Below are 17,390 nucleotides of genomic sequence, written 5' to 3'. Positions count from 1 at the left end.
TAAATTTAGCGCAGAGCTGGACTCGGCGGCGCGGGAACCCTTCCGCCCATCGTCAGGCTCATTGGAATGGGGCCGGCCCGCAAGGGTAGCGGCGTCTCCACCAATGCGCTGAAGAAACCCAGCATCACTGCCAATGCCGGATCTGCTCCGGGACATGAATGCGTGGGATGCCCCGCGACCCTGCGGTTGCCGCCGAAGGCGTGATAGAGGTCCTGACGACCTTCGGCGAGATTTTGCTGGGTGGCGGAGACCGCGCCCGCGACGATGACGTCTCCCGGCCTGACCTCGACACCTCCGATGGTTTGCGAAACGACGGCTGTCCGCCAGATCAGTTCGGGCACCGCGCGAAGCTGCATCGCGGGGATGAAGTCGTCTCTCAGGCGGTTGAGGGCGTCCATGTAGTTCTTTGCCTCCGTGCCGGCATAGCGAGCGCGCAACGCCCACAGCGTTCCTTCGCGCAGCCATTCGTTCAATATCCTGCGCAGGTTGCCGTCGACGGTCGGAATGAAGCCCATCATGGCGCCGGCGATGGTACGAGCCACGAACGGAATGTCGCCGGTGCCTCGCGGCGAATTGTAAACCGCCTTCGTCACGGGTCCGCTCGTCGGCCCGAACTGCGTCAGGAAACTCTCCATGGCGCGGCGCGCAGCGTCGCCATGTGCCGCGCCGATCGCCTCCACCGTCGTGTTCGGGTGGGGCTGGAAGATGTAGCGCGAAGGGGAGAGGAAATGGCCGGGATAACCGGGCGGCTCGCCTAGCTTCCAATCCCAGCGATAGCCGATGCGGCGGAAATGCCCCCCGTCTTCGCTCAACCCGAACCACGCTTCGCAGAAGGCGGCGAGCAGCGGATCCACCAATTCGTGCACGTCGACGGTCAGTTCCCAGCTCGCTTCGCCGTCGCTAGCGGCATAGTCAATCATCTGCTTGACCATGAAGCCCAGCACCTTCTGTGTGACTGTGCGCGCCAGCTCGAATGCGGCGGGTTGGTCGAGGGCCATGATCGCAGCGTTGCAGGCTGCGGATTCCTGCTCATAGACTTGGTCAGGCTGTCCGGCGTCGCGGCCAAGATAGAGGATGCCGAACGACCGCAGCATGCGGGGAAGGTAGCCGGTGATGGTCAGCTTGGTGTCGGAATCGGCAAAGACCCGGTAGACCATGTCGCGGTCGGCGACCAAGACACCGAAGGGCGTGCGGAGCGCGCCGCCGTGGCGCTCGCGGATCGCAGCCCAGATCGACGCGTTGACGAAATGCGAGGCCGAATCCGGATCTTCGAGCGCCGTCTTCCATGCGGCCATCGCCGCGGCTTCGCCCTGCCGGCCCTCGATCAGGCGTAGACGCGCGATCTCCTTTTCCCCCTGATCGACGCTCCACGTCACCGCCGGTTTGTGGCCCTGGCTCGCCGCCCATTGCTGAAGATCGGCAAGCGCCTTCTTGGATGGCGCGAAGAAATACGCTCCCCATTCCAGACGCACGAAGGGACGGGGTTCGTCGTGGAGGCGGTCCGAGCCGTCCAGCGCCACGCGAATGGTTTGGCCTCCATGCTCGAAACGGAAATGTCGGAGCCGGCCAGGCTCGGCGAGGCCGAGGAAAGGATCGCTTACCCCCGAGGACGACCCCGAGCTGTTGCCGCCGGCCAGCCAGCTCTGCACCACCTCGAACTGCTCGCCGAGGCTGGCATTGTAGGCCATGAAAACCAGGCCGCGTTCTGGTTGCGGAGCGGATTTGGCGGCTTGCGCGTCGACGGGCGGACCGTAGGACATGCCGCGCCTGACGATCCGTGGGGGCCGGGCGCCGGCATCCGCCTGGGTGATCGAGAGGCGCGGATTGGCGCGCCGTATGTGCGCGTGAAACGGGCATAGTTGGGCCTGCGGATCGGCATCGTAGTTGAAGTCGTTGTAGCCTTTGTCGGGGGGCGGAGTAGGGGTCAGGGGTTGGCCGGCCTGGGGATGGCCCGTCGGCCAGCGTCCCATCATCTTGGCCATCAACATCTCGCGCGTCAGGGCAGGTGCATCCGGTCCGGCCGTCTCGGTCGCCTGTCGCGTCGCGCGGCACAGGACGTCCTCGAGCTGCTCGACATCCTGTCGCAGCTTGCGCAGCGCCATGAAGCTGCCGTCGCGGAGCATTGCGTGAGCACGATTGGTCGCGTCGCCGAGCGGCGCTGTCTCGTCGGCGAGGTTGGGGTAGCCGCACAGAATCTCGCCAAGATGCACCCGATTGGAATAGACCTCGCCGGCCTCGCTCGCGTCCAGCACCGGGTTCGAACTGCCATCGGCGAAACCAAAATGGTCCTTCATGTTCTCAGAGGACCCAACACGTTGCCGCTGCATCCACTGAATCGACAGCGGCCTGACGCCTGGATCCACCTCGACCAGGCGGTTCATTTCGGCCATCAACGGTTTTCTCGCGTCCGCCGCCGTCTGCGGGTCCTTGTTCGGGTCCTTGGTCAGCAGGCGAAGCTGAAGGACGGCATGGACGGAGCTCATGCTGATGCGCGGCGCCGGGGCGCCTTCGGGCAGGTCCGGCGCGTTGATCCCGAGCGCCCAGTTGCTGGCCGGAAGGCGCCATCGCTGGGGGTGATTCCAGCGCACGTCGCCGAGCAGGCCGGCGCGTCTTTCCATGCCCTGCACAAACTCTTCCGGTAGTGTGCGAACCTCTTCGTCCGACAGGCCGGCCTGACGCAGCCCCTCGACGGAGAATGCGATGTTGGTGACGATCTGCCCCGGTGTCAGAACGTCGGCCGCGGACGTCACCTGCAGGACGTCGAGAAATGCCGCCAGCGCGGCCGGATTGGCGAACTGCAACAGCAGCAGGCAGCCGTGATCCGAAGCGGGGTAGGCGGAGAGAATCCCGCCTTGCACGTTGCGGCGATCCTGCAACGGCGATTGGGGCGGCAGGGCGAGCGGCAGCTTCTGTCGCACCGGCGCCACGTCGGGCGGGGTCATCAACCAGTGCAGGGCTTCTTCATAGCGCCGGCTGGCGCGTTTGACGCCTTCCGCATAGGCGGGGGTGTTGATCATGGTGACGAATTCCGGCAGCAGCTCGTGGGCGGCCCGATGCAGAATCACTCCGTCGTGCGTCCCCGGCGGATAGAAGTCGGCCAGACGGTAGAGCCCCGCCAGCGCAAGGATGCCGTGGCGAAAGGCAGGCCGGCCGGCCGCTTCGGGGGTGAGCGTTTCGCTGAAGCCGGCATTGGTCGGATCGACGCCCTGGAATACCGAGCGTCGCGCGATCTCTTCCGGCGACGGAATCCTCATCCGCGTGACGATCTGATCGGCGCCGGCGCCCGAGGCGCGCCGATAGACCCGCTCCTCCATCCGCAGGAAGCGCGTGTCATCCACGGTCAGGTCGGGGGTGGCGTAGAGGAAATAGGCTTCGGTCTGCCTGCTCTTGAGCCAGATACCCCAGCTCTCGTAGGTGTTCTCGTGCCCAAGCACGTAGCCCTCGGTATTGCAGAAGATGAGGTCGAGCAGCCGGGCAGCCTTCTGCCAGATGACGCGGACATAGGCTTCCCAGGAGCCGTCGAACGTCGCGGTCAGCAGCACGTAGTCCACGGCATCGACGGAATCGTCCTCGGGTTCGAGCACGGCGATGCCGACCGAGTGGATCCGTCCGACGCGATCCACGGAATCGGACAGCACGCGGGCGAGCTCGTATTCATACGCATTGGCGCGTCCGCTATTCAGCGCACGCAATACATATTTGACGCGGGTCTTGTACGTGGTCGCATCCAGGGAGGGCACGAACCCCTTCTTGATCGGAGCCATCACCCTGAAATCGGACGTGCCGGCCATGCTGCCGGTCTTGATGGTCAAATCACGACGCATGTCTCTGGCTCCCCCGGGTCGCACGCGGGCTGGAGGCGCCTTCGCGCCTGGGCCCGGCAACCGAAACGTGTTTCGTTATGCAACGCTATTTAGGAATAGTGCGGCTCTCGGCCGTTCAAATGTATGAACTGGCCCACACTCTCCGAACTTTCGGGCGCGGCGCGCAGGCGGAAGTTTCGCCGGAGCAATGCAATCCGGTAGCCTGCGAGAGCGGCATAGGTTTGAGCCCGGGAAGGGGCCGCAATCGGGCTCGCGCGCGAGCTGGCGGTGCAGCTCACAGGCCGTGCAGACAGCGGTCGGCATCCATATCCCTGATTCGCATAAGGTATATTATGGAATATCTTTATCTACAATCCGATCAATAGTTTAGCCAAAACTCCTCCAACGGTATCTCCACTTGAGCGCTGGTTGCGGCCTGCGCCTCGACCGTCGCCTGAGCTCGTGTCGGCTACTGTGCATGGGGTTGTTTTTGCAGATTTGAAATCGGGTCTCCTGTGCCGAAAGCCGATATTGCCGTGACCTTGTCCGGCTGCAATAAGCGAGGCTTCCGCGAGATCGCAGATGACCTTAAGGCGACCGTCCGTATAGGTTTGCATCTCAGAACAACAACAAACCTTCCGAGGAAGCAGACCCATGGTCTTTTCGACGCGCTTTTCCCGACGCACGCTTCTCAAGGCCTCCGCCGCGACCGCGGTCCTGGGCGGCATCGGTGCGCCCCATGTGGCCCGTGCCCAGAGCGCCGAGTTCACCTACAAGTACGCCAATAACCTGCCCGACACCCATCCGCTCAACGTCCGCGCCAAGGAGATGGCGGCGGCGATCAAGACCGAGACAGGCGGCAAGTTCGACCTGCAGATCTTCCCGAACAACCAGCTCGGCTCGGACACCGACATGCTGAGCCAGATCCGCTCCGGCGGCGTCGAGTTCTTCACGCTGTCGGGCCTGATCCTGTCGACCCTGGTGCCGGCAGCGTCGATCAACGGCATCGGCTTCGCGTTCCCGGACTACGATACGGTCTGGAAGGCCATGGACGGCGATCTCGGCGCCCATGTCCGCGGCGAGATCAAGAAGGCCGGTCTCGAGGTCATGGACAAGATCTGGGACAACGGCTTCCGCCAGACCACGTCCTCGACCAAGCCGATCACCGGGCCTGACGACCTCAAGGGCTTCAAGATCCGGGTGCCGGTGTCGCCGCTGTGGACCTCGATGTTCAAGGCGTTCGATGCCGCACCGGCCTCGATCAATTTCAGCGAAGTCTATTCGGCGCTGCAGACCAAGATCGTCGAGGGCCAGGAGAACCCGCTGGCCATCATCTCGACCGCTAAGCTCTACGAGGTGCAGAAATACTGCTCGCTGACCAACCACATGTGGGACGGCTTCTGGTTCCTGGCCAACCGCAGAGCCTGGGAAAAGCTGCCGCAGGACGTGCGCACCGTGGTCGCCAAGAACATCAATGCCGCCGCGGTCAAGGAGCGCGAGGATACCGCCAAGCTCAACGCCAACCTGCAGCAGGAGCTCGCCGGCAAGGGCCTGGCGTTCAACCAGCCGGCCGTGGCGCCGTTCCGCGACAAGCTGCGCTCTGCCGGCTTCTATGCCGAATGGAAAGGCAAGTATGGCGATCAGGCCTGGGAGCTCCTGGAGAAGGCCGTCGGCAAGCTGTCGTAACGCGTTGGGTCCGTTATGGCTCACGTCGAGATCGAGGTGACCGAAGTGGTGGGCGAGGTGACGTTGCAGTCCCCTCGCCGACCTTCGCTGCTGACTTCGCTCGAGCGCGTGCTCGGTCTCGTCGTCGAAATCCCGGCGGCGACCCTGGTAGTCGCCGAGATCGTGATCCTGTTTGCCGGTGTGGTCGCGCGCTACGGCCTGCACCGGCCGCTGATCTGGTCGGACGAGCTCGCCTCGATCCTGTTCCTATGGCTTGCCATGCTCGGCGCGGCGGTCGCATTCCGCCGCTCCGAGCATATGCGCATGACCGCGATCGTCGCCAGCGCCAGGCCGGCAATGCGAGCCTATCTCGATCTGGTCGCGACCTCGGCCGCGCTGGCATTCCTGGCGCTGATCGTCTGGCCGTCCTGCGACTATGCCTACGAAGAGAGCTACATCACCACGCCGGCGCTGCAGATCTCCAACATGTGGCGCGCCGCGGCGCTGCCGGCCGGCATCGGGCTGATGGCGGCCTTTGCCTTGCTGCGGCTGCTGCGCGCCGCCGACCACCGAGTGGTGGCAGCCGCCGTGCTGTCGGTTGCGATCGTGATCGGCCTGTTCTGGCTAGCGGAGCCGCTCCTGCGGCCGCTCGGCAATCTCAACCTCGTCATCTTCTTCGTCGGCGTTGCCGGCTTCTGCGTCTTTGCCGGCGTTCCCATTGCGTTCGGCTTTGGTCTCGCCATCTTCGGCTATCTCGCGCTGACGACGCGCACGCCCGTGATGGTGCTGGTCGGGCGCATGGACGAGGGCATGAGCCACCTCATCCTGCTTTCCGTGCCACTGTTCGTGTTCTTAGGCCTGCTGATCGAGATGACCGGCATGGCGCGGGCCATGGTGGCGTTCCTGGCGAGCCTGCTCGGCCATATCAGGGGCGGCCTGCATTACGTGCTGGTCGGCGCGATGTACCTCGTCTCCGGCATTTCCGGCGCCAAGGCCGCCGACATGGCCGCTGTCGCGCCCGTGCTGTTCCCTGAGATGAAACAGCGCGGCGCCAAGCCCGGCGACCTCGTCGCGCTGCTGGCGGCAACAGGCGCCCAGACCGAGACCATTCCGCCGAGCCTGGTGCTGATCACGATCGGCTCGGTGACGGGCGTCTCGATCGCCGCCCTCTTCACCGGCGGCCTGCTGCCCGGCGTCGTGCTCGCGGTCACGCTCTGCATGCTGGTGTGGTGGCGCTACCGCCACGAGGACATGAGCCATGTCCGCCGCGCCACCGCTTCCGAGATCGGCAAGACCTTTGTCATTGCCCTGCCCGCGCTCGCGCTGCCCTTCGTGATCCGCTATGCCGTGGTCGAGGGCATCGCGACCGCCACCGAGGTTTCCACCATCGGCATCGTCTATGGCGCGCTCGTCGGCCTCCTGGTCTATCGCCGCTTCGACTGGCGGCGGCTGTTTCCGATGCTGGTCGAGACCGCCGCGCTGTCGGGCGCGATCCTGCTGATCATCGGCACCGCCACCGGCATGGCCTGGGGCCTGACACAGTCCGGCTTCTCGCGCTCGCTGGCCGCGGCCATGACCGGATTGCCAGGGGGAGCTGCGACCTTCATTGCCGTGTCCATCCTGGCCTTCACCGTCCTCGGCAGCGTGCTGGAGGGCATTCCGGCCATCGTGCTGTTCGGGCCGCTGTTGTTCCCGATCGCCCGCGCCGTCGGCGTGCACGAGGTGCACTATGCCATGGTGATCATTCTGGCCATGGGTATCGGGCTATTCGCCCCGCCGTTCGGTGTCGGCTATTATGCCGCCTGCGCCATCGGACGCGTCGATCCGGCCGAAGGCATCAAGCCGATCTGGGGCTATCTGCTGGCGCTGCTGGTGGGATTGATCATCGTCGCGATCTTCCCCTGGATCTCGATCGGATTTCTTTGACGCGGTTTAAGGAGGGTGTCGATGAGTGAGCGACCGAACCCGTACAATATCGGCCTCGACAAGACGCAAGCCAATTATGTGCCGCTGAGCCCGCTCAGCTTCCTCGCGCGCAGCGCCGCCGTCTATCCCGATCACGTCAGCACGGTCTATGAAGGCCGCAGCTTCACCTGGGCGCAGACCTATGAGCGCTGCCGGCGCTTTGCGTCCTGGCTCGCAGGCAAGGGCGTCGGCGTCGGCGACACGGTCGCGGCGATGCTGCCGAACATTCCCGCGATGAACGAGGCGCACTTCGCCGTGCCCATGACGGGCGCGGCGCTCAACGCGCTCAACATCCGCCTCGATGCGCCTTCGATCGCGTTCCAGCTCGACCATGGCGGCGCGAAAATCATCCTGGTCGATCCCGAGTTTTCAGGCGTCATCAGCGACGCGCTGGCGAAGATGACCGGCCCCAAGCCGTTGGTGATCGACGTCGACGATGCATCGTTCAAGGGCGGCAAGCGGATCGGCGAGATCGAATATGAGACGGCGGTCGCCGAAGGCGATCCCGGCTTCGCGCCGATCACGCCACGCGATGAATGGGACGCGATCGCACTGAGCTACACCTCGGGCACGACGGGCAATCCCAAGGGCGTCGTCACCCACCATCGCGGCGCCTATCTGAACGCCGTCAGCAACATCCTCGCAGGCAATCTCGGCCAGCATCCGGTCTATCTCTGGACCCTGCCGATGTTCCACTGCAACGGCTGGTGCTTTCCGTGGACCATCGCGGCCGCCGCCGGCATCAATGTCTGCCTGCGCAAGGTCGAGCCGACAAAGATATTCGAGCTGATCAAGAGCCAGGGCGTGACCCATATGTGCGGCGCGCCGATCGTCTACAACACGCTGATCAACGCCCCCGATGCGCCCAAAGGCAATGCCGCCCGCCGCGTCGTCGGCCTGATCGCGGGCGCTGCGCCGCCGGTCGCCGTGCTGGAAGGCGCCGAAAGCATCGGCATCAAGCTGACGCATGTCTACGGCCTGACCGAGGTCTACGGCCCCGCCTCCGTCTGCGCCGAGCAGCCGGGCTGGGACGAGCTCCCTCCCGCCGAGCGCGCCCGCATGAAGCGCCGGCAGGGCGTGCCCTACCCGCTCGAGGAAGCCGTCACTGTGATCAATCCGCAGACCATGCTGGAGGTGCCGCGCGACGGCGAGACCATCGGCGAGGTCATGTTCCGCGGCAACATCGTGATGAAGGGTTACCTCAAGAACGAGAAGGCGACCAAGGAAGCGTTCGAAGGCGGCTGGTTTCACACCGGCGATCTCGGCGTGCTCGACGAGCACGGCTACGTCATCATCAAGGACCGCTCCAAGGACATCATCATCTCCGGCGGCGAGAACATCTCCTCCGTCGAGGTCGAGGACGTCCTCTACAAGCACCCGGCCGTGCTGTTCGCCGCCGTGGTCGCAAAGCCCGATCCGAAATGGGGTGAAGTACCTTGCGCCTTCGTCGAGCTGAAGGACGGCGCGAGCGCCACCGAGGCCGAGATCATTGCGTTCTGCCGAACGCACATGAGCGGCTTCAAGACGCCGAAGGCGGTCGTGTTTGGGCCGATCCCGAAGACGTCCACCGGCAAGATCCAGAAATTCCTGCTGCGTAACCAGGTGGACTCCGCGAAGGCGATCTCAGCGTGAGCTTCTCGCGGCCTCACAAAAGGATCTGAAAGTCTCCGCCCGCGCGATGATTGTGCGCAGGACACGTCGGAGACGCATCCCGCCGCAGCCCGGGGCAGGCTTCGACGGCCTCTGGTAAGCATCCTTATCGACAGCCACACCAGGGCTCCCTCTTGCACGTGAGCCTGACGACTGAAACGCGTGTCGCGGAGGAACCTCCCGCATGCGGGACCATTGGTGTTCGACTTTTCCCGAACCACGCTCGGAATGCACGTTGCCAAAGGCTGAGAACGACGGCGAACAAGCTGAGGCTCCCTCCCCAAACCCGAAGCGGCGTGGTCTCGCGCGCTCGCTCGGGCTAGGTGTGGTCACCGGAGCCGCTGACGACGATTGCTCGGCCATAGGAACCTATGCGAGCGCCGGAGCGCAATTTGGAACATCGCTGTTGTGGACTGCCCCCATCACGTTTCCAATGATGTTCGCGGTCGTCTACCTCTCCTCCAAGCTCGGGCAGGTCAGCGGCAAGGGGCTGTTTCACGTCATCAAAGATCACTATTCAAGCTGGGTCCTCTGGCCGACGCTGATAGGCGTGCTGGTTGGGAACACCATCGAAGCGGCCGCGGATCTCGGCGGCATGGCAGCAGCGCTCGGACTGTTCGTTCCGTTGCCTGCTCCGGTCATCGTGTCCGGCGTCGCCCTCGCGATTCTCGCGCTTCAGGTTTGGGGTTCGTACGAGACCATCCGCAACATTTTCAGATGGCTCGCCCTGGTGCTGTTTGCCTATGTCGGTTCGGCCCTTCTCGCCAAGCCGGACCCGTGGGAGGTGCTGCGCGGCACCTTGGTTCCAACCGTGCAATTCTCAGGCGAATTTCTCTCGATCCTCGTTGCGATTATCGGCACGAGCCTGTCGGCGTACCTCTACACCTGGCAATCCAATGTCGAGGTCGAGGAGAAGATTCAGCAGGGACGCACCACGCTGGAGGAGCGGCGCGGAACGACGCAGGGCGATTTGCGCCGATCGCGCAATGATATCCTGATTGGAATGCTGTTCTCCAACATCATCATGTATTTCATCATCCTTTCGACCGGCGCCACCCTTCACAAGGCGGGCCAAACCAATATCGACACGGCGGCACAGGCCGCCGAAGCCTTGCGCCCGATCGCCGGGGACACAGCAGGCATCCTGTTCGCGGTCGGAATTATCGCAGTCGGCTTCCTCGCTGTGCCGATCATGACCACCGGCGCGGCCTACGATCTCTGTCAGGTGATAGGCTGGAAGAGCAGCCTGCACGCGCGTCCCAAGGAGGCCAAGAAATTCTATGCAGTGATCGCCGGCTTTACGCTGGTTGCGGTTGTCCTGAATTTTCTTGGCTTCAATCCCATGCGCGCGCTGGTCTATTCCGGGATCGTACAGGGCTTTTCGACCCCGCCGCTGCTGTTGTTCATCCTGTTGATGACAAACAACCGCAAGATCATGGGTGATAAAGTCAACACCCTGCCGCTTAACATCCTCTCGTGGATCACGGTGGGCGCAATCTTCGCGGCGACGGCGGGCCTCGTCGCTTCCTGGTTCATCTAGTCTTGGCTAAGCGCGATCGGATCGGGATGGATCCTTACCGCGCCTTACCTCATGGCTCGCGCATGGTCGTTTCGTAAATCGCTGCACCCTTGCCCGGATCATGCTTTAACGTTTCACTGACCAGAATTCTTGCTCGCCTCAGTGCGTCTCCAGCCGCAGCCCGTCATAGGCCGGCACCACGCCAGGGGGCAGCGACTGCCGGATGACCTCGTAGTCGACATCGGCGGTCATGTTGGTGATGACCGCGCGCTTCGGCTTGAAGCGCTCGATCCAGGACAGCGCATCGTTGATGCTGAAATGGCTGACATGGCTGGTATAGCGCAGGCCGTCGACGATCCAGAGATCGAGATTCTCCAGCGCGCCCCAGCTCTCGCGCGGGATATCATTGAGATCCGGCGTATAGGCCGCATTCCCGATGCGGTAGCCGAGCGCGGGAATGTTGCCGTGCTGCACCAGAAACGCAGTCATCGTCACGGCGCCGCCCTTCCCCAGAATGGTCTGGCTTTCGCCCGCCTCGATCGAATGCCGGGTCAGGATCGGCGGATAATCGCTGCCCTCGGGCGAGATGAAGCAATACGAGAACCGCGACAGGATGTCCTTGGCGGTCGACTGGTTGAAATAGGTCGGAATGCGCCGGCGCATGTGCATGACGACCGACCGCAGATCATCCATGCCGTGAGTCTGGTCGGCATGCTCGTGGGTCAGGAACACCGCATCGATGTGGTCGACATTGGTCGAGAGCAATTGCTCGCGCAGGTCCGGCGAGGTGTCGATCACGATGCGTGTCGTGCCGTGCTCGGACGTCCGTTCGACCAGCAGCGAGCAGCGGCGACGGCGGTTCTTGGGATTGTTGGGATCACAGGCGCCCCAGCCGAGCGCCGGGCGCGGCACGCCGGCGGAGGAGCCGCAGCCCAGGATCGTCAGCGTCAGCGTCATGCGGCTCCCAGTCTCAAGCTTTCACCTTCGAGAACAGGCGGAAGAAATTTTCGCTGGTCTGGCGCGCAACCTCGTCAAGCGACACGCCGCGCGTCTCGGCGAGTACTTTTGCGACCTCGACCACGTAGGCCGGCTCATTGCGCTTGCCCCGAAACTTGCCGGGCGCAAGATAGGGCGAGTCTGTTTCAACCAGAATACGGTCGGGCGACAGTTCGGCTGCGAGCGCGCGCAATGCCTCCGATTTCTTGAAGGTCAGGATTCCCGTGAAACCGATATAGAGCCCGAGCGACACGGCCTTCAGCGCCAGCTCGCGCCCGCCCGTGTAACAATGCAGCACGGCACGAAACGATCCCTTTGCGGCCTCCTCTTCCAGGATGCGCGCGCAGTCCTCGTCGGCCTCGCGGGTATGGATCACCAGCGGCAGGCCGGTGGCGCGGGCGGCGGCGATATGGGCGCGAAAGCCCCTCGCCTGCGCTTCCGGCGACCCGTTGTCGTAGAAATAATCGAGCCCGGCTTCGCCGAGCGCGACGATCTTGGGATGCTGCGTCAGCGCAATCAGCTCGTCCGGCGCGATGCCGTCCTCCTCGTCCGCATGATGCGGATGAGTACCGACCGAGCAATAGACGTCGTCATAACGCTCGGCGATGGCGAGCAGGTCCTTCAGCCGCCGCACCCGCGTCGAGATCGTGACCATGCGGGCTATGCCGGCCGCTCGCGCCCGCGACACGATCCCGTCGAGATCTTCCGCAAAGTCCGGAAAATCCAGATGGCAATGACTGTCGACCAGCATCGTGCGAACGCCTTCAGGCCGCCGGCTCGATGTAGCGCGGGAATGCCGGCGTCGGCGCCGGCAGCGTCGAATCGGGCGCGATGCGCTTTGCGCCGCCGAGCATGGCAAAATTGCGCTCGGCCTCGGGGATGCCGAGGCTGTCGAGCAGCTTGCCGGAGGCGGTCGGCATCGCGGGCTGAGCCAGGATCGCGATCTGGCGCACGACTTCGGCGGTGACGTAGAGCACCGTCTTCTGCCTGGCCGGATCCGTCTTGGCGAGCGCCCACGGCGCCTCGCCCGCAAAATAGCGGTTGGCCTCCGCGACCACGGCCCAGACGGCGTTGAGCCATTGATGGATCTGCTGCGTCGCCATCGCCTCGCGCGACGCTGCAATCATGCCGTCGGCCATCGAAAGGATCGCCTTGTCGTTGTCGCTGAACTCGCCGGGCTCAGGCAGCACGCCGCCCAGTTGCTTGGCGATCATCGAGAGCGAACGCTGCGCGAGATTGCCGAGATCGTTGGCGAGATCGGCATTGATGCGCGCCACGATGGCCTCGTGATTGTAGTTGCCGTCCTGGCCGAACGGCACCTCGCGCAGGAAGAAGTAGCGCATCTGGTCGACGCCGTACTGCTCGGCCAGGTTGAAGGGATCGACGACGTTGCCGACCGACTTCGACATCTTCTCGCCCCTGTTGAACAGGAAGCCGTGGGCATAGACCCGCTTCGGCAGCGGAATGCCGGCCGAGAGCAGGAAGGCGGGCCAGTACACCGCATGGAAGCGGATGATGTCCTTGCCGATGATGTGCACATCGGCCGGCCAGTAGCGCCAGTTCTTGTCGCTCTCGTCGGGGAAGCCGACGCCGGTGATGTAGTTGGTCAGCGCGTCGACCCAGACATACATCACATGCTCTTCGTCGCCGGGCACCTTCACGCCCCAATCGAACGTGGTGCGCGAGATCGAGAGATCGCGCAGGCCGCCCTTGACGAAGCTCACCACCTCGTTCTTGCGGGAATCCGGCCCGATGAAATCGGGGTGGTCCGCATAGAGCTTGAGCAGCTTGTCCTGGTAGGCCGACAGGCGGAAGAAATAGCTCTTCTCCTCCACCCATTCCACCGGCGTGCCCTGTGGTCCGAGCCGCACGCCGTCGTCGTTCACGCGCGTCTCGTCCTCGGCGTAATAGGCCTCGTCGCGGACCGAGTACCAGCCCGAATAGGTGTCGGCGTAGATGTCGCCGCTCGCTTCCATGCGCCGCCAGATCTCCTGGCTGGAGCGATGGTGCTGCTCCTCGGTGGTGCGGATGAAGCGGTCGAACGACACGTCCAGGCGCTCGTCCATCTCCTTGAAGCGGCCGGCATTACGCGTCGCGAGCGCGGCAGCGGACATGCCTTCGTTCGCCGCCGTCTGGATCATCTTCTGACCGTGCTCGTCGGTGCCGGTCAGGAAGAACACATCCTTGCCGTCGAGGCGCGCAAAGCGCGCCAGCGTGTCGGTCGCAATCGCCTCATAGGCATGGCCGATATGCGGGCTGCCGTTGGGATAGGCGATCGCGGTTGTGATGTAGAAGACGTTGTCGCGCGCGACCGCGGGCGCGGCAACTTGCGGCGAAGTGACGGGCTTTGGCGCACGCGGGGCCTTTGGCTTCGTCGGCTTTGGCTTCACAGGCGTGATGACGGGAGCCGGCGCGGCGGCCACGGCAGGCGCAGTCGCCTCTTTCGCGACCTTCTTCGCCGGAGCCTTGGCCGGCCGCTTGGCAGCCTTCTTTACCGCCTTCTTGGCGACGACCTGCTTCTTCGCGGCCTTCTTGCCCGCCTTCTTTGCTGCGCCCTTCTTCACGCTCTTCTTGACGGCACCCTTCTTGGTCTTTTTGACCTTCTTGGCGGCTTTGCTCGCGCGCGCCTTCACGGCCTTTTTCGCGGCTTTCTTGACGGCCTTCTTCGCAGACTTCTTGCCGCTCTTGCGTTTGACGGATTTCTTAGCTCGCGTTGCCACCACGAATTCCTTTACCGGCTTCTCGAATTTTGGAAACGGCTCGGCGCTTAGCGCGTTGCGTCCGCCAGCCAGCCAAACACCGAGAAAACCAAGGGCTTGCGCTCCAGATTGTAGGTTTCGGTGTCGCGCGCGGCGCGGACGATCTTTTCCCATACCTCAGCTAGCCGCGCAAGGCGCGGCAGGTTCTGGTTGGCATTGGCCTCATCCGCATGCAGGCGCTCCGCAATCCAGCGGTCGATGCCGTCGATGAAGGCCGCAAGCGCCACGCGGTCGCTGGTGCCAAGCGAATCGCCGAGCGTGTGCAATTCGCGCGGGTCGACCTGCGGCAGGCGCGCGAGCAGCGCCGCCGTGCGCTGCTGAAGTTTCAGGGCGTCGCCACCGAGCAACGTCAGCGCCCGTGCGACGCTGCCCTCGGAGGCCTCGGCCGCCTCGCGCAGCGCGGCATCGTTCGGATCGAGCCCGGCCGCTGAAGCCGCAGCGTCGATCACCTCGTTCGTGGCGAGCGGCCGCAGGCGCAGCTTGCGGCAGCGCGACTGAATCGTGGCGAGCACCCGCGCGGGCGCGTGGCTGACCAGCAGGAACAGTGATTGCTGCGGCGGCTCCTCGAGAATTTTCAGAAGCGCGTTGGCCGCGTTTGGATTGAGTTCGTCGACGGTGTCGACGATGCAAACGCGCCAGCCTTCGGCCGCCGCGGTCGAGCCGAAGAACGCGATCGTCTCGCGCGTCTCGTCCACGGTGATCACGGTGCGCATCACGCCGCGCTCGTTGGCGGTGCGCTCGAGCGTCAGCAGGCCACCATGTGAGCCGGCCGCCACCTGCCGCGCCACGGCGTCGTCGGGACCGATCGCAAGGCTCTTGGCGCGCTGCACGGCCGGCGCCAACGGCTGCGCATGGGCGAGCACGAACCCCGCCATCCGATAGGCCAGCGTGGCCTTGCCGATCCCCTGCGATCCGCCGATCAGCCAGGCATGGGGAATGCGCCCGCTGCGATAGGCATCGAGCAGCGCAGCCTCCGCCTCGCGATGGCCGAACAGCTGCGACGTCTCGCGCGGATGCGGTACGGCGGTTTCCCGCTCGGCCTGACGCGGACTCATATCGACACCACTGACGCAGGCGTGGGCAGCAGACGCTCGCGCAGCGCGGTCCAAACGCGCGCGGCAACCGTGTCCGGATCGGAATTGGCGTCGATCAGCACGCAGCGCGCCGGATCCTCCGCCGCGATCCTGCGATAGGCCTCGCGCAAGCCCTCGTGGAAGCTGAGCTTCTCGGCCTCGAACCGGTCAGGCGTACTGCTGCCGCGGCGCGCGGCGGCGCGTTGCAAGCCAATCTCGACCGGCAAGTCGAGGATGATGGTGAGGTCCGGCTTGAGATCGCCGATGGTAACCCGCTGCATGGCGTTGATCAGGCCCTCAGGTACGCGGCCCAGGCTGCCCTGATAGGCCCGCGTCGAGTCGGCGAAGCGGTCGCACAGCACCCAGACGCCCTGGCTCAATGCCGGCTGAATCACGGTGTGGACATGATCATCGCGCGCGGCGGCAAACAGCAGCGTCTCGGCTTCGGGACCGAGCAGCTTGCCCATGCCCGACAGCACCAGATGGCGCATGATCTCGGCGCCCGGCGAGCCGCCCGGCTCACGCGTGACCCGGATGCGAAGCTTGGCCGCCGTGAGGCGATCGGCGAGCTTCTTGATCTGGGTCGACTTGCCCGTGCCCTCGCCGCCTTCAAAGGTGACGAAGCGTCCCCGTCCGGACGGCCGCTGTGCAGCGCTCTCACTCATGATCAGAGCTTCTCGGCACCTGCGCGGAACATGCCGATCACGAGCTCGCTGGCGCCGTCGATCGCGCGGCGCATGGTCGAGCCGGTGCTGATCGCCTCGGCGGCATAGACCGGCGTCTCGACCGCGATGTTGCCGCTGCGCCAGACCCTGACCACGCCGACCCGCTGGCCGGCCTCGACCGGCGCGCGCACCGGGCCGCTGTAGACGATGCGCGCAATCAGCTTGTCGCTGCCGTTCTTGTGCACCATCACCTTCACCGGCGTCTTGGCGACGAGCTTGACCGACCGGCTCTCGCCGCCGAACACCTTGGCGTAGCCGACGGGCTGCTCGGCCGCGATCAGGGTGCGGGTCTCGAAATTGCGAAAACCCCATTCCAGCATCTTCTTGGCTTCCGTGGCGCGGTCCTCGGGATCTTCGAGTCCGTTGACGACGACGATCAGCCGCGTGCCGTTCTGCACGGCAGAGCCGACCATGCCGTAGCCGCCTTCCTTGGTGTAGCCGGTCTTCAGACCGTCAGCGCCTTCCATCGAATTGAGCAGCGGATTGCGGTTGGGCTGGCGGATCTTGTTCCAGGTGAACTCCTTCTCGCCGAACAGTTTGTAGAATTCCGGGAAGTCCAGGATGATGTGCCGGGCGAGCATGCCGAGCTCGCGCACCGTCATCTTGTTGCCGGGATCGGGCAGACCGTTGGAATTGGCGAAGGTCGACTTGGTCATGCCAAGCTCGCGGGCGCGCTTGGTCATGAAGTCGGCGGCAAAGATCCGCTCGTTGCCCGCCATGGCTTCGGCAAGCGCGATGCAGGCGTCGTTGCCGCTTTGGATGATCGCGCCGCGCAGGAGATCGTCGACCGAGACCTTGCTGTTGATGGCGGCGAACATGGTCGAGCCGCCCGAGGGGGCGCCGCCTCTGCGCCAGGCGTTCTCGCTGATCCGGTACTCGTCGGTCAGCTTGATGTCACCCTTCTTGACCGCGTTGAAAACGACCTCCGCCGTCATCAGCTTCATCATGCTCGAAGGCGCGCGCAGCTCGTCGGCGTTCTTCTCGAACAGCACGCTGCCTGAGGAGGCTTCGATCAGGATCGCGGTCGGGGCATCGCCATCGAAGCCGGCATCTTCCGCTTTCTTGGCACCCTGGACGCTCTGGTTGGCCGCATAGAGCGCCCCACCCCAGCCGATGCCAGCCACCAAAACCGTCGCGATCAGCCCGCGCGCCAGCGTTCCGGCGGTGAGCCAGTTGCGACGAAGCAAAGGAAGACGAAGTGCCATGGCGAAGCCCTGAGGAAGGCGTTCTAACAG

11 protein-coding genes are annotated in these 17,390 nt (G+C 64.5%); 4 read left to right on the top strand and 7 right to left on the bottom strand.

Annotated elements, in window-relative coordinates; all coding sequences use genetic code 11:
• Positions 1 to 5: 5 nt before the first annotated feature.
• Entirely contained in the window at positions 6 to 3,824 is a 3,819-nt protein-coding gene (locus tag ACNJYA_RS19595; RefSeq protein WP_439400575.1) for a hypothetical protein, read from the bottom strand.
• Between the two features lie 633 nt (positions 3,825 to 4,457).
• On the opposite strand from ACNJYA_RS19595, the gene ACNJYA_RS19590 reads away from it, so the two are divergent.
• The 4 genes from ACNJYA_RS19590 (at position 4,458) to ACNJYA_RS19575 (ending at position 10,623) form a co-directional block, all read left to right on the top strand.
• Positions 4,458 to 5,489 (top strand): TRAP transporter substrate-binding protein, encoded by a 1,032-nt coding sequence (locus ACNJYA_RS19590; protein ID WP_260379157.1) that lies wholly within the window; start codon positions 4,458 to 4,460, stop codon positions 5,487 to 5,489.
• A gap of 15 nt (positions 5,490 to 5,504) precedes the next feature.
• Positions 5,505 to 7,394, top strand: coding sequence for a TRAP transporter large permease (locus tag ACNJYA_RS19585; RefSeq protein WP_212257073.1), 1,890 nt, complete (start codon positions 5,505 to 5,507; stop codon positions 7,392 to 7,394).
• A gap of 21 nt (positions 7,395 to 7,415) precedes the next feature.
• Positions 7,416 to 9,065 carry an acyl-CoA synthetase gene (locus ACNJYA_RS19580; RefSeq protein WP_439400574.1) on the top strand — a complete coding sequence of 550 codons (1,650 nt, stop codon included), beginning with the start codon at positions 7,416 to 7,418 and terminating at the stop codon, positions 9,063 to 9,065.
• Positions 9,066 to 9,267: 202 nt separating this feature from the next.
• Positions 9,268 to 10,623, top strand: a complete 1,356-nt coding sequence (locus tag ACNJYA_RS19575) for an Nramp family divalent metal transporter (RefSeq protein ID WP_439400573.1) — start codon at positions 9,268 to 9,270, stop codon at positions 10,621 to 10,623.
• 138 nt (positions 10,624 to 10,761) lie between these two features.
• Here ACNJYA_RS19575 and ACNJYA_RS19570 read toward each other — a convergent pair whose 3' ends face one another.
• From ACNJYA_RS19570 to ACNJYA_RS19545, 6 genes are read right to left on the bottom strand one after another with little or no spacing between them, the layout of a single operon-like run.
• The gene (locus ACNJYA_RS19570; RefSeq protein ID WP_172788942.1) at positions 10,762 to 11,559 is read right to left on the bottom strand and encodes an MBL fold metallo-hydrolase; all 798 of its coding nucleotides are present in this window, start codon (positions 11,557 to 11,559) and stop codon (positions 10,762 to 10,764) included.
• A 13-nt stretch (positions 11,560 to 11,572) separates the two neighbouring features.
• Entirely contained in the window at positions 11,573 to 12,349 is a 777-nt protein-coding gene (locus tag ACNJYA_RS19565; protein ID WP_439400572.1) for a TatD family hydrolase, read from the bottom strand.
• A 13-nt stretch (positions 12,350 to 12,362) separates the two neighbouring features.
• The gene (gene metG / locus ACNJYA_RS19560; RefSeq protein WP_212257077.1) at positions 12,363 to 14,318 is read right to left on the bottom strand and encodes a methionine--tRNA ligase; all 1,956 of its coding nucleotides are present in this window, start codon (positions 14,316 to 14,318) and stop codon (positions 12,363 to 12,365) included.
• 47 nt (positions 14,319 to 14,365) lie between these two features.
• Positions 14,366 to 15,412, bottom strand: coding sequence for a DNA polymerase III subunit delta' (locus ACNJYA_RS19555; protein ID WP_439363018.1), 1,047 nt, complete (start codon positions 15,410 to 15,412; stop codon positions 14,366 to 14,368).
• Positions 15,409 to 16,095, bottom strand: a complete 687-nt coding sequence (tmk, locus tag ACNJYA_RS19550) for a dTMP kinase (RefSeq protein ID WP_172788938.1) — start codon at positions 16,093 to 16,095, stop codon at positions 15,409 to 15,411. The genes ACNJYA_RS19555 and tmk overlap by 4 nt, the downstream gene beginning before the upstream one ends.
• A 2-nt stretch (positions 16,096 to 16,097) precedes the next feature.
• Positions 16,098 to 17,360 carry a D-alanyl-D-alanine carboxypeptidase family protein gene (locus tag ACNJYA_RS19545; protein ID WP_439363017.1) on the bottom strand — a complete coding sequence of 421 codons (1,263 nt, stop codon included), beginning with the start codon at positions 17,358 to 17,360 and terminating at the stop codon, positions 16,098 to 16,100.
• Positions 17,361 to 17,390 lie beyond the last annotated feature (30 nt).

Source organism: Bradyrhizobium sp. BLXBL-01, assembly GCF_051853025.1.
In the GTDB taxonomy this organism is placed as follows: domain Bacteria; phylum Pseudomonadota; class Alphaproteobacteria; order Rhizobiales; family Xanthobacteraceae; genus Bradyrhizobium.
This window is presented reverse-complemented; position numbering and strand designations above follow the sequence as displayed.